The organism is Bradyrhizobium sp. LM2.9, assembly GCF_054056555.1.
This window is the reverse complement of record NZ_JBSRYJ010000002.1, coordinates 2427780-2441148: the sequence shown is the minus strand read 5'-3', so window position 1 is coordinate 2441148 and position 13369 is coordinate 2427780. Positions and strand designations below refer to the sequence as shown.

At 63.2% G+C, this 13369-nt stretch carries 11 protein-coding genes, 2 tRNA genes and 1 pseudogene; 12 read left to right on the top strand and 2 right to left on the bottom strand.

The genetic code is table 11. The annotated features are described in order from the left end of the window. Positions 1-4 precede the first annotated feature (4 nt). Positions 5-343, bottom strand: coding sequence for a P-II family nitrogen regulator (locus ACVWW3_RS13180; protein WP_007603495.1), 339 nt, complete (start codon positions 341-343; stop codon positions 5-7). Positions 344-726: 383 nt separating this feature from the next. Here ACVWW3_RS13180 and ACVWW3_RS13175 point away from each other — a divergent pair, with 383 nt between their 5' ends. The 4 genes and pseudogenes from ACVWW3_RS13175 to ACVWW3_RS13160 all read left to right on the top strand — a co-directional run bounded on the left by ACVWW3_RS13175 (position 727) and on the right by ACVWW3_RS13160 (position 3287). Continuing rightward, positions 727-2226, top strand: coding sequence for an NAD(P)H-hydrate dehydratase (locus tag ACVWW3_RS13175; protein WP_456649667.1), 1500 nt, complete (start codon positions 727-729; stop codon positions 2224-2226). Continuing rightward, positions 2227-2692, top strand: a pseudogene (locus tag ACVWW3_RS13170) (GNAT family N-acetyltransferase). Between the two features lie 9 nt (positions 2693-2701). Continuing rightward, the gene (locus ACVWW3_RS13165) at positions 2702-2998 is read left to right on the top strand and encodes a type II toxin-antitoxin system RelE/ParE family toxin (protein ID WP_247443281.1); all 297 of its coding nucleotides are present in this window, start codon (positions 2702-2704) and stop codon (positions 2996-2998) included. A gap of 1 nt (position 2999) precedes the next feature. Next, positions 3000-3287: an addiction module antidote protein gene (locus ACVWW3_RS13160; RefSeq protein ID WP_456649669.1), complete on the top strand. Its 288-nt coding sequence runs from the start codon at positions 3000-3002 to the stop codon at positions 3285-3287. 10 nt (positions 3288-3297) lie between these two features. Here ACVWW3_RS13160 and ACVWW3_RS13155 read toward each other — a convergent pair whose 3' ends face one another. Next, positions 3298-4602, bottom strand: coding sequence for a multicopper oxidase family protein (locus tag ACVWW3_RS13155; RefSeq protein WP_456649670.1), 1305 nt, complete (start codon positions 4600-4602; stop codon positions 3298-3300). Between the two features lie 153 nt (positions 4603-4755). On the opposite strand from ACVWW3_RS13155, the gene ACVWW3_RS13150 reads away from it, so the two are divergent. From ACVWW3_RS13150 to ACVWW3_RS13115, 8 genes are all read left to right on the top strand, one after another. Continuing rightward, a tRNA-Leu gene (locus tag ACVWW3_RS13150) sits at positions 4756-4840 on the top strand. A 173-nt stretch (positions 4841-5013) separates the two neighbouring features. After that, positions 5014-6375: a trigger factor gene (gene tig, locus ACVWW3_RS13145; RefSeq protein WP_456649671.1), complete on the top strand. Its 1362-nt coding sequence runs from the start codon at positions 5014-5016 to the stop codon at positions 6373-6375. A 305-nt stretch (positions 6376-6680) separates the two neighbouring features. Next, on the top strand, positions 6681-7313 hold the full coding sequence (locus ACVWW3_RS13140; protein WP_247349357.1) for an ATP-dependent Clp protease proteolytic subunit: 633 nt from the start codon (positions 6681-6683) through the stop codon (positions 7311-7313). Between the two features lie 444 nt (positions 7314-7757). Then, entirely contained in the window at positions 7758-9029 is a 1272-nt protein-coding gene (gene clpX / locus ACVWW3_RS13135) for an ATP-dependent Clp protease ATP-binding subunit ClpX (protein WP_045003136.1), read from the top strand. A 325-nt stretch (positions 9030-9354) separates the two neighbouring features. Further along, entirely contained in the window at positions 9355-11778 is a 2424-nt protein-coding gene (lon, locus tag ACVWW3_RS13130) for an endopeptidase La (RefSeq protein ID WP_247349356.1), read from the top strand. 73 nt (positions 11779-11851) lie between these two features. After that, positions 11852-12256 (top strand): GFA family protein, encoded by a 405-nt coding sequence (locus ACVWW3_RS13125; RefSeq protein WP_456649833.1) that lies wholly within the window; start codon positions 11852-11854, stop codon positions 12254-12256. Between the two features lie 63 nt (positions 12257-12319). Further along, positions 12320-12395: transfer RNA gene (locus ACVWW3_RS13120), tRNA-Val, on the top strand. Between the two features lie 67 nt (positions 12396-12462). Next, positions 12463-13323 carry a methyltransferase domain-containing protein gene (locus ACVWW3_RS13115; protein ID WP_456649672.1) on the top strand — a complete coding sequence of 287 codons (861 nt, stop codon included), beginning with the start codon at positions 12463-12465 and terminating at the stop codon, positions 13321-13323. The last annotated feature ends 46 nt before the right edge of the window (positions 13324-13369 follow it).

Here is a 13369-nt window from a genome sequence, read left to right as displayed (position 1 = left end):
CGGCTCAGATAGCGTCCAGCCCGGATTCGCCGGTTCGGATGCGGATCGCCTCTTCGATGTTGGAGACGAAGATCTTGCCGTCGCCGATGCGCCCGGTTTGCGCGGCGCGGCGGATCGCGTCAATGGCGCGTTCAACCAGATCGTCGCCGATGACGATCTCGATTTTCACCTTGGGCAGGAAGTCGACGATATATTCTGCGCCGCGGTAAAGCTCGGCGTGGCCCTTCTGGCGGCCAAAGCCCTTGGCCTCCGTGACGGTGATGCCCTGAAGGCCAACTTCCTGAAGCGCTTCCTTCACCTCGTCGAGCTTGAATGGCTTGATGATGGCTTCGATTTTCTTCACTGCGCGCCTCCCGGCCTGTCGATCAAATAGCAACGTCTTCGTCAGGATGCGCTTTTCTTAACGCACGATCTTGTCTTCGCTATGCCGGAATAACCTGACCAGTCCGGCAACAACGGCCGGCCACACCATGATAAATGCCAGTGAGCACGACGAACCGAAGCGGCTTCCGCGAAAGCAGGGTCTATGCCAAGTTGCAAATGCCCTGATTATTGGAGCGTTATCAGCCTTTTAACGTGCAGCCCCTGATAGGTGGCGCCGACCGGCACAAAATACCGAAGACTACGAAATAGGCAAACGGTTCAATATCTGTGCAGATCGTTGTTCCGTCGGATGAGCCGGCACGAAACGTGCCTGTTGAAAAGGCGTTTGGACGGGGAAGTGGCATGGAAGTTCTAACCAACGCCGAAATGCAGCGCGCCGATCAGCTCAGTATTGCGGCAGGCACCCCTGGTTTCAAGCTGATGCTCAGCGCGGGCCAGGCGGTGACGGAGGCCGCCAATGCGCTGGTGGAGGAGGGGCCGATCCTGATCGTCGCCGGCCCGGGCAACAATGGCGGCGACGGTTTTGTCGCAGCTGCCGAGCTCGCCGCCCAGGGCCGCGAGGTCTCGGTGATCCTGATGTGCGAGCGCGACCAGCTTCAGGGCGATGCGGCCTCCGCCGCGCGCGGCTGGAAGCACCCGGTGCTCCCGTTCAATCCGCAGGCGATCGGCAGGCCCGCGTTGATCATCGATGCGCTGTTCGGCGCAGGCCTCAGCCGCCCGGTCGACGGCGAGGCGCGCGCGATGATCGAGGCGATCAACGCCAATGGCGCGCCGGTGCTCGCCGTCGATTTGCCGAGCGGCATCAACGGCACCAGCGCCGCGGTGCTGGGTGTGGCGGTGAATGCCACCGAGACCGTTACCTTCTTTCGCAAGAAGCCGGCGCATCTGCTGCTGCCGGGGCGGATGCATTGCGGCCACGTGCGCGTCGCGGACATCGGCATCGACGCGCAGGTGCTGGACGAGATCGCGCCGCAGATCTTCGAGAACGATCCGGATTTCTGGGGCGCGGCCTTTCCGGTGCCGCGCATCGACGGCCACAAATACGCGCGTGGTCACGTGCTCGCGGTCTCCGGCGATATGGCTGCGACCGGCGCGGCGCGGCTCGCCGCGCGCGGGGCGCTGCGCGCCGGCGCGGGCCTGGTGACCTTGGCCACGCCGCGTGATGCGCTCGCGATCAATGCGGCTGCGCTCACCGCGGTGATGGTTCGCCCCGTCGACACCGCGATCGAGTTCGGCGAGCTCCTCGGCGACAAGCGTTACAACACCTGCATGATCGGCCCCGGCGCGGGCATCGGCGATCGCACCTGCGATTTCGTCCACACGGCGCTTAACGCACAGCGGCATCTCGTGCTCGACGCGGATGCGCTGACCAGCTTTGCCGCGAATCCCGAGCGGCTGTTTGAATCGATCAAGTCCTCGCAGGACAAGGCGGTGGTGCTGACGCCGCACGAGGGCGAGTTTCCACGCCTGTTCTCCGACCTCAGCAACAAATATCCGGGCCGCTCGAAGATCGAGCGTGTGCGCGCCGCCGCCGAGCGCTCCGGCGCGGTCGTACTGCTGAAGGGCCCGGACACCACGATCGCCGCGCCCGACGGCCGCGCCACTATCGCCACCAACGCGCCGCCCTCGCTCGCCACCGCCGGCGCCGGCGACGTGCTCGCCGGCATCGTCGCCGGTCTCCTTGCGCAAGGCGTGCCGGCATTCGAAGCCGCCAGCATCGCGGTGTGGATGCATGGCGAGGCCGGGAGTGAGGCGGGGCCGGGGCTGATTGCGGAGGACCTGACCGAAACGCTGCCGGCCGTGCACCGGCGGATCTATAATGCGCTGGGGATCGAATACTAAATGCTCAGGCAACTCGCGCTCACCGATATGGGCGCGACTGCGCGAGTTCACCGGGCCGCATTGGACCATGCGATGCCCTGGCTCGTTGGGCTGCATACGCCGGATCAGGACCGCTGGTTCTACCGTGAGCGTGTCTTCGCGACATGCCGCGTGTGCGGACACTTCGACGGCGATGTACTGAGCGGGATCATCGCTTTCCGTGACGGCTGGATTGAGCAGCTTTACGTGCTTCCTGCTCTTCAAGGGCGCGGCGTCGGCACCGAACTCCTCGATGTCGCCAAGCATGCCTGCGAACGGCTGGAGCTCTGGACCTTTCAGCGCAACGCGTTGGCGCGGCGCTTCTATGAAGCGCCGCGGGTTCACGCTGATCGAGCAGACCGACGGGGCCCGAAACGAGGAGAAAGAACCCGACGCCCGCTATCTTTGGACGCGCGATCGGCTTGATCTGCAGTCCATTGTAGTCTAAAAACTACACGTGATCGAACTCAAGCAGACTGAGACGTTTCGAAAGTGGCGATTGCGTCTCAGGGATGAGCGCGCCAGGGCGCTGATTGCTTCACGCTTGGATCGGCTCGCGCAGGGGCATGCTGGCGATGCTGAGCCCGTGGGCGACGGGATCAGTGAACTGCGTATTCATTACGGCCCCGGCTATCGCGTCTATTTTCAGAAGCGGGGCAACACAATCATCGTTCTGCTTTGTGGCGGCGACAAGGGCACGCAGGCGAAAGACATCAAGACGGCAAAGCGATTTGCCAAGACCTGGAGTGGATGAGATGGGCGAGAAGCTGTCGACCTATGATCCGGCTGAAGATCTTCAGTCCGATGAGGCCATGGCCGTGTTCATGGAAGAAGCTTTCAAGACCGAGGATGCGGCCTATATCGCGCATGCCCTTGGTGTTGTCGCCCGGGCCAAGGGAATGACGCAGATTGCCAAGGACACAGGCCTTTCTCGCGAGCAGCTCTATCGCTCGTTCAGCACAAACGGCAATCCGACTCTCAAGACAACAATCGCGGTGATGAAGGCGCTCGGGATCGAGCTCACAGCCAAGCCGCACGCCTAGTCGGAGCCCCTCACTCCACCGCGTACCAGCGCACCAGCCGCGGCGCGGCCCAGTCGGTTGCGACGGATTCGATCAGCCATCGCCCGGGGGAGGCCGCAGCGAATGCGATGCGCTGGGTCTGGCCGGGTTCGATCGCGAGCGTGTCGAGCCAATAGGGCTTCCAGCCGTCGTCGAGCTTGTCGAGCAGGCGGAAATGGTGGCCGTGCAGGTGGAACACGGATGCGACCGGCCCGGGGTTCTTCAGCGCCAGCACGATGGTGCGGCCAGCCTTGGCGCGGAAGGCAGGAGCAGAGGACGTCGAGAAATTAGCAGGCCGTATCCACCCGGCGTCGGGTGCGCCGAGCGCGACATCGAACCGCAGGGCGCCTTTCAGATCGAGTCGGTCAGGCAGGTCATTTGACGGGAGCGGCTGTGGCGGCGCTAGTGGCACGCGCCGTTCCTGCTTGCCCGAGATCACGAGGCTGCCAACCTGGCGCCCCTCCTTGCCGTCATGCAGCAGGAATGAGGCCGAGGCGGCCGCATCGACAAAGGCGTCGGCGCGTGCGCCCGGGGCCAGCATGAGAGCGCCGTTGCGTGCCGAAAACGGCTCGGCCGGCTGTCCGTCCAGGGCGATCACGTGGACCTCGTGGCTTTCCAATTTGATCGCCAGAACAGAACGTTGCGAGCCATTGATAAAGCGCAGCCGCAGCCGTTCATTGGCCGCGGCTGAGAGTTCGAATGAAGTCCGCCCGTTGATTGTATAGAGCAGGGTCGTGTCCTTAGGGTCTCGGCCCGGGGGAAGCGCGGTGCCATCCGGCCGCAGCCGCCATTCTTCGATCAAGAGAACCACGTCACGATCGATGGCGACCGGGTTGGTCTCGGCGGCGATGATCGGAAGCGGGCGCGCAGGCTGCTTCAGGCCGTCTTCGAAGAAACGGAAGTCGGCCAGTAGGGTTCCGGCGCTTGGTATTGAAATAATTGATGTTTCAGTCGCGTCCGGCGCCGTCGGCGCGCGGCCCCGGAGCGGGTCGGCCGCGGCCGGGCCATTGAGGCCGTACCAGACTGGTGCAAGCGGCACAGGCAGCTGGTTGCGGAAGACCACCTCGCAGCGGTCGCCGCGCTTGAGACGGACGTCTCCAAGGTGGCTTACGGCGGCCAGCTCCCAGATCGGTGTAGGCGGCTGACCCGGCCTCAGAGCCAGGGTTGTCGGCCTTGCCTGAAGGGCGAGCTGGGTGGTCACGAGCGGGCCTGCGCCGCCCACCATCAGCCCGGCCGCCGAGGCTCCAAAGCTGGCCAAAACCTCGCGCCTCGTCAGGGCAAAGATCCGCGTTTTCATGGGCCGATCCGGACCACGCCGCGGTGGATAAGTCCAGCCGCCGTGCCTACTTGAAGCGTGCCGCCAAGCGGCCATTTTTTTGCTGCGAACAGGCGGGCCCATGTTATAAGCCCGCCGCCCGCGGCATCGCGGCCGGTCTTGATGCAAATTTACGCGGGCGTGGCGGAACTGGTAGACGCGCTGGATTTAGGTTCCAGTGACGAAAGTTGTGGGGGTTCGAGTCCCTCCGCCCGCACCAAGCGCTTTCAGCGTTTGCACGGATTACGCGACCTGCTCCCGCGCGGATGTTTGTCCGCCTGAAGCCGGTCCGATGAACCACCGGCGTTGAGGCGTTTGCCTCGCGCCGGATCGATTAATGACAGCGTCCCGACGCATGCGCGCCGAGACCGAACGAGAAGAAGATTGGACGCCATGCAGGTCACAGAAACCCTCTCGGAAGGTTTGAAGCACGAGTTCAAGATCAGCGTTCCCGCGTCTGATCTCGACGCCAAGGCTGGTGCCAAGCTCGTCGACCTCAAGGACAAGGTCAAAATCAATGGCTTCCGTCCCGGCAAGGTGCCGGTCACGCACCTCAAGAAGGTCTATGGCCGCTCGGTGATGGCTGAGACCATCGACCAGACCATCCGCGACACCAACACGCAGCTGTTCTCCGAGCGCGGCTTCCGCCTTGCGACCGAGCCGAAGATCACCATGCCGACCGAGCAGGCCGAGGTCGAGGAGCTGCTCAACGGCAAGACCGATCTGACCTACACGGTTGCGATCGAGGTGGTGCCGTCGATTGCGCTCGCCGACTTCAAGTCCTTCGAGGTCGAGAAGCCCGTCGCCGAAGTCACCGACGCCGACGTCGACGAGGCGATCAAGCGCATCGCCGATTCGAATCGCGGCTATGCCGCGAAGGCCGAGGGCGCCAAGGCCGAATCGGGTGATCGCGTCACCATCGCTTTCAAGGGCACCATCAACGGCGAAGCCTTCGAGGGCGGCGCCGGCGAGGGCATCCAGGTCGTGATCGGCTCCAATACCTTCATTCCCGGCTTCGAGGAGCAGCTCACCGGCATCGCCGCCAACGAGACCCGCACGCTGAAGCTGGCGTTCCCCAAGAACTACATGAACGACAAGCTCGCCGGTCAGCCGGCCGAGTTCGAGACCACCGCGACGCTGATCGAGGCGCCGCAGGATCTCGCGATCGACGACGAGTTCGCCAAGACGCTCGGCCTCGAATCGCTGGACAAGCTGAAGGAAGCGGCGCGCGAGCGGCTGGTCGCCGAGTTCGCGACCGCGACGCGCCAGCGCGTCAAGCGCGCGCTGCTCGACCGCCTCGACGAGGCGCATCGATTCGAGGCGCCGCCCTCGCTGGTCGACGAGGAGTTCAATCTGATGTGGAACTCGGTGAAAGCCGAGATGGACTCCGCCGGCAAGACCTTTGCCGACGAGGACACCACTGAAGACGCCGCCAAGGAAGAGTACCGCAAGATCGCCGATCGCCGCGTGCGGCTCGGCCTCGTGCTCTCCGAGATCGGCGAGAAGAACAAGATCAGCGTGACCGACGACGAGGTCGGCCGCGCCGTGATCGAGCGGGCGCGCTCGATGCCCGGCCGCGAGAAGGAAGTCTGGGACTATTACCGCAGCAACGCCCAAGCGTTGGCCCAGCTTCGTGCACCGATCTATGAGGACAAGGTCGTCGACTTCATCCTCGAACTCGCCAAGGTGACCGAGAAGAAGGTTTCGCGCGACGACCTCTACAAGGACGACGAGGCGGAAAAGACCGCCGCCTGAAGGCTCCAGGAGGGCCCTCCATAGAGCCTTCCATTAAGGATGATCAGCGAAGAGGTCGAGCTAGCCAGGTGGCCGGCTGGGCCTCTTTGTACGAATCAGCTTCAAGTGCCTCACGGATTAAGCCTTAATTCGCTCCGCACTTGTCAGGCGCGAATTGGGCTATATCTGTCGGTACGCCTTCTGCTTCTACCAAGTTCTTCTTCCAAGTTCCTGCATCACGGGACGTCCATCGGCCTTCCGGCACATCCAGCCAAACTGGCAGCCAAGACTGGCGATGTCCGCCTCTTCAAAACCCTAGGTGACTCATGCGCGATCCGGTTGAAACCTACATGAACCTCGTGCCCATGGTGGTGGAGCAGACCAACCGTGGCGAGCGCGCCTACGACATTTTCTCGCGCCTTTTGAAAGAGCGCATCATCTTCCTGACCGGACCGGTCGAGGACGGCATGTCGACGCTGATCGTCGCGCAGCTGCTGTTCCTTGAGGCGGAAAATCCGAAGAAGGAAATCTCGATGTACATCAACTCGCCGGGCGGCGTGGTGACGTCGGGTCTCGCGATCTACGACACCATGCAGTTCATCCGCCCGCCGGTCTCGACGCTGTGCACGGGCCAGGCCGCCTCGATGGGCTCGCTGTTGCTTGCCGCCGGCGAAAAGGACATGCGCTTCTCGCTGCCGAACGCGCGCATCATGGTGCATCAGCCCTCCGGCGGCTTCCAGGGCCAGGCTACCGACATCATGCTGCACGCCCAGGAAATCCTGAACCTGAAGAAGCGGCTCAACGAGATCTACGTGAAGCACACCGGCCAGACCTACAAGGCGATCGAGGACGCGTTGGAACGCGACAAGTTCCTGACCGCGAGCGATGCCAAGGAGTTCGGTCTGGTCGACAGGGTCATCGACAAACGCGCCGAAGAGGCGTCGGCGAAGACTCCGTAGCACTACGGTCACGGCGATCCCTCTGGGGAATGCCGTGCATCCATCAGGGTGCGTTCACGTTAAAGACACGTGTGCGCGTCGCAAAAACGCAGTTTTGCGCCCTGCGACAGGCAGAAAGTTCCGCTTTCGTGCTTGTTTTTCGTGGCAATCCAGCAACGCCGGGGTGATTTCGATCACTTCGCCCGTGCCAAGACCGGAAATCACGGTATTGTCACGGGTAGCCGGCGACCCCCGATTAGCGAATTCTTGATAGTCGGGTGACAGCATGGTTGGCTACGAACGATCGGCTATGATCGCGGGAGAATTGAGACCGTGATTCGCACGGGATGTAACGCGTAGGGTCTTTTTTGGTACGGAATTTGCTCTATTTAAGCTTCATGCCGATCATCGTGTCGGAATGGAGCGATCGAGCGGAACGGGATCGAACCGCGGACGGAGACATGAATGAGTAAGGTCGGCACGAGCGACTCCAAGAATACGCTGTATTGCTCGTTCTGCGGCAAGAGCCAGCACGAAGTCCGTAAACTGATCGCGGGTCCCACGGTCTTCATTTGCGACGAGTGCGTTGAGCTCTGCATGGACATCATCCGCGAGGAGAACAAATCCTCGCTCGTGAAGTCGCGCGACGGCATTCCGACGCCGAAGGAAATCTGCAAGGTCCTGGACGATTACGTGATCGGGCAGAGCCATGCGAAGAAGGTCTTGTCGGTCGCGGTGCACAATCACTACAAGCGCCTCAACCACCAGACCAAGCACAACGACGTCGAGCTTGCGAAGTCGAACATCCTGCTGATCGGTCCGACCGGCTCGGGCAAGACGCTGCTCGCGCAGACGCTCGCCCGAATCCTGGACGTGCCGTTTACGATGGCGGACGCGACGACGCTGACCGAAGCCGGCTATGTCGGCGAGGACGTCGAGAACATCATCCTGAAGCTGCTCCAGTCCGCCGATTACAATGTCGAGCGCGCCCAGCGCGGCATCGTCTACATCGACGAAATCGACAAGATCAGCCGCAAGTCCGACAATCCCTCGATCACGCGCGACGTGTCAGGTGAGGGCGTGCAGCAGGCGCTGCTCAAGATCATGGAAGGCACGGTGGCTTCGGTCCCGCCGCAGGGCGGCCGCAAGCATCCGCAGCAGGAATTCCTGCAGGTGGACACCACCAACATCCTGTTCATCTGCGGTGGTGCGTTCTCCGGCCTTGAAAAGATCATTTCGGCACGCGGACGTTCGACCTCGATCGGCTTCGCCGCTCAGGTGCTGGCGCCGGAAGACCGCCGTACCGGCGAAATCTTCCGTCACGTCGAGCCTGAGGATCTCCTGAAGTACGGGCTGATCCCGGAATTCGTCGGCCGTCTGCCTGTCGTGGCGACGCTGGAGGATCTGGACGAGGCTTCGCTCAAGAAGATTCTGGTCGAGCCGAAGAACGCGCTGGTGAAACAGTACCAGCGGCTGTTCGAGATGGAGAACATCGAGCTGACCTTCGCCGACGAGGCGCTTGGCGCGGTGGCCCGCAGGGCGATCGAGCGCAAGACCGGTGCGCGCGGACTGCGTTCGATCCTCGAGGCGATCCTGCTCGAGACCATGTTCGACCTGCCGGGCCTCGAAGGTGTGGAAGAAGTCGTGATTTCGCGCGAAGTCGTGGAAGGAACGGCGCGTCCACTCTACATCTACGCCGATCGGTCCGATCGCGCCGTCGAGAACGCCAGCGCCTGATTTGCGGCGCTGGAACGCTCCAATCGTCTCATCAATTGAGGGCTGCGGAAAGTACCTCCGCAGCCGGTGTTGTGTCGCTTATTTGCGTGCGTAAGCGCCTGATGGCGCGCGTCTTTCAATGACTTGACACCCCCCGGGTCGATAGCCACCTAATGTCGGCGGCGAGCGAGAATTCTCTTCAAGATTCGCCTCAGTTCCGATCCGGCAGGCCGGTCCAACTTGAGAAAAGGACCGACCGGTTTTGCGGATCACCTCGGCACCTTGTGGCGGTTGCGCATGAGCATGGCGGGCTGCGTGCAAGGGGGCAAAGCAAAAGGAAAAGGCCATGACTAATCCAAAACCCAGGCCAACCATCGTTCATGGCGAAACGCACGCCTATCCCGTGCTGCCCCTGCGCGACATCGTCGTCTTCCCGCACATGATCGTTCCGCTCTTCGTCGGCCGCGAGAAGTCGATCCGCGCGCTCGAAGAGGTGATGAAGAACGACGCGCTGATCATGCTCGCGACCCAGAAGAACGCGTCCGACGATGATCCGGCCCCCGATTCCATTTACGAGACCGGGACGCTTGCCAGCGTGCTCCAGCTCTTGAAGCTTCCCGACGGCACCGTGAAGGTGCTGGTCGAAGGGCTCGAGCGCGCGCGCGTGCAGAAATACACCGATCGCGCCGACTATTACGAAGCGACCGCGATTGCGCTCGCCGACACCGATGCGAAGTCGGTCGAGGCGGAGGCCATGGCGCGCTCGGTCGTGTCCGACTTCGAGAGCTACGTGAAGCTCAACAAGAAGATCTCGGCCGAGGTCGTCGGCGTCGTGCAGGCGATCACCGATTTCGCCAAGCTCGCCGATACCGTCGCCTCGCATCTCGCCGTCAAGATCGCGGATCGCCAGGGCATCCTGGAGACGCTTTCGGTCACGCAGCGCCTGGAGAAGGTGCTGGGCCTGATGGAGAGCGAGATCTCGGTGCTGCAGGTCGAGAAGCGCATCCGCTCGCGCGTCAAGCGCCAGATGGAGAAGACCCAGCGCGAGTATTATCTCAACGAGCAGATGAAGGCGATCCAGAAGGAACTCGGCGACGACGAAGGTCGCGACGAGCTCGCCGATCTCGAAGAGAAGATCTCCAAGACCAAGCTCTCCAAGGAAGCGCGCGAGAAGGCACAGCATGAGCTGAAGAAGCTGCGCCAGATGTCGCCGATGTCCGCGGAAGCGACCGTCGTGCGCAACTATCTGGATTGGCTGCTGTCGATCCCGTGGAACAAGAAGTCCAAGGTGAAGAAGGATCTGGAAGCCGCGCAGGCGGTTCTGGATGCCGACCACTACGGGCTCGAGAAGGTCAAGGATCGCATCGTCGAGTATCTCGCGGTGCAGACGCGCGCCAACAAGCTGACCGGACCGATCCTGTGCCTCGTCGGACCTCCCGGCGTCGGCAAGACTTCGCTCGGCAAGTCGATCGCGAAGGCGACGGGACGCGAGTTCGTGCGCGTCTCGCTCGGCGGCGTGCGCGACGAGGCCGAGATCCGTGGTCACCGCCGGACCTACATAGGCTCGATGCCCGGCAAGATCATCCAGTCCATGCGCAAGGCGAAGTCGTCCAATCCGCTGTTCCTGCTCGACGAGATCGACAAGATGGGCGCCGATTTCCGCGGCGATCCGTCCTCGGCTCTGCTCGAGGTACTCGACCCCGAGCAGAACGCAACCTTCAACGACCACTACCTCGAGGTCGACTACGATCTGTCCAACGTGATGTTCATCACGACCGCGAATACGCTCAATATTCCGGGACCGCTGATGGACCGCATGGAGATCATCCGGATCGCGGGCTACACCGAGAACGAGAAGGTCGAGATCGCGCGCAAGCATCTGATCCCGACAGCGGTGTCCAAGCACGGCCTGGACTCCAAGGAGTTCTCGATCGACGACGACGCGCTGCTGCTGCTGATCCGCCGCTACACCCGCGAAGCGGGCGTACGTAATCTGGAGCGTGAGCTCTCCACACTCGCCCGCAAGGCGGTGAAGGAGCTGATGATCTCGAAGAAGAAGTCGGTCAAGGTCACCGAGAAGACTCTCGAAGAGCTTCTGGGCGTGCCGAAGTACCGCTACGGCGAGATCGAGAGCGAGCCGCAGGTCGGTATCGTCACCGGCCTTGCCTGGACCGATGTCGGCGGCGAGCTTCTGACCATCGAAGGCGTCATGATGCCCGGCAAGGGCAAGATGACGGTCACCGGCAATCTGCGCGACGTCATGAAGGAATCGATCTCGGCGGCGGCCTCCTACGTCCGCTCGCGCGCGATCGTCTACGGCATCGAGCCGCCGCTGTTCGACCGGCGCGACATCCACGTGCACGTGCCGGAAGGCGCGACGCCGAAGGACGGTCCGTCGGCTGGCGTGGCGATGGCCACCGCGATCATCTCGGTCATGACCGGCATTCCGGTCCGCCATGATGTCGCGATGACCGGCGAGATCACGCTGCGCGGCCGCGTGCTGCCGATTGGCGGCCTCAAGGAGAAGCTGCTGGCCGCTGCGCGCGGCGGCATCAAGACGGTGCTGATCCCCGAGGACAACGCCAAGGATCTCACGGAGATTTCCGATGCGATCAAGGGCGGCATGGAGATCATCCCGGTCTCGCGCCTCGACGACGTCGTCGCCAAGGCGCTGGTGAAGAAACCGGTGCCGATCGTCTGGGAAGAAGACACCAAGGTGACGGTGAAGCCGGACGGCGACGAAGCCGCCGGCGGCCTGACCGCTCACTGAGATCGCAGCTCGAAAAAGATGATAAAACGGCGCCTTCGGGCGCCGTTTTTGTTTGGGGCAGCGGATGAAGCCAATGCACATCGACGGGCAATGCCATTGCGGGCAGATCACCTTTGAAGCCGAGATCGACCCCGAGACGGTGTCGGTCTGCCACTGCACCGATTGCCAGACGTTGACGGGCTCGCCGTTCCGGGTGACGGCCGTATGTTCCGGCGTCGATGTCCGCCTGACCGGCGGTTCGCCAAAAATCTACGGCAAGCGCGGCGACAATGGCCGGATGCGCTTCCAGCACTTTTGCGCCGATTGCGGTTCCCCGCTGTTCACCAGCGGCGAGGGTGACCAGGCCGACGATTGGGGCATCCGCTGGGGCAGCATCCGCCAGCGCGACAAATTGCGGCCCGTCAGGCAGATCTGGTGCCAGTCGGCGGCAGTGTGGATCGACGCGGTACCACTGCTGCCTGGCCGGCCGGGCGATTGAGGCCCAGGAAGTGGAGTTCCGCGCTTGCCCGTTCGGGGCCGGTGGGGATAAAGAAGCGGCGAGGGGCGGTTAGCTCAGTTGGTAGAGCGCCTGCTTTACACGCAGGATGTCGGCGGTTCGAGCCCGTCACTGCCCACCAGCCATTGCTCGCGAAGCGAGCGCCGGCATTGCGGGCCAGCCCAGCGAGCCGTCATATGGGAGGCCCGATGCAGCAGCCAAGCGGACACGAAGAGAACGCAGACCAGATCGCCTATTGGAACGGCCCGAGCGGGCAACGCTGGGCCGATCGCCACGGCGCGCAGGAGAGCCTGCTCGGACCCATTGCCGACGTGCTGATCGACCGGGCCAGGCCGAAGCCGGGTGAGCGCGTCCTCGATGTCGGCTGCGGCTCCGGCGCAACGACGTTCGCGTTCGCGAAGGCTGTCGCGCCGAACGGATTTGCGCTCGGGCTCGACGTCTCCGATCCCATGTTGTCGCAGGCGCGCGCGCTGGCGCCGAAAGGCCTCCCGCTCGAGTTCGCGCTGGCCGATGCGACGGTCCATCCATTCGAGCCGGCGAGCTTTGATCTGCTGGCCTCGCGGTTCGGCGTGATGTTCTTCGCTGACCCGATCGCATCTTTCACCAACCTTCGTCGTGCGCTGAAGCCGTCCGGGCGGCTCGCCTTTGCCTGCTGGCGTGAGCCGAAGGAAAATCCCTGGATGATGGCGCCGCTGATGGCGGTCTACAAACACGTCCCCAAGATGCCGCCGGTCGGGCCCGAGGAGCCCGGGCCTTTCGCCTTCGCCGCGGAAGAGCGCGTGAAACGCATCCTTGGCGGCGCCGGCTTCGTCGATGTCGCGATGGAGCCGCACGATCTCGCGATGGATGTCGCAATCGGTGGCGGGCTTGATGCCGCGGTCGAGGGCTCGCTCCAGATCGGCCCGGCCAGCCGCGCACTGCAGGGCCACCCGCCCGAGACGTATGCCGCCGCAAAATCCTCGATCCGCGAGATGCTGGCGCCGTTTCTGAAGGGGCAGAGCGTGGCGCTCCAGGGCGCAATCTGGATCGTGACGGCGAAGGCGGCGTAGGCGCAACTCTCTCCGCGCCGTCATTGCGAGGAGCACTTGCGACGAA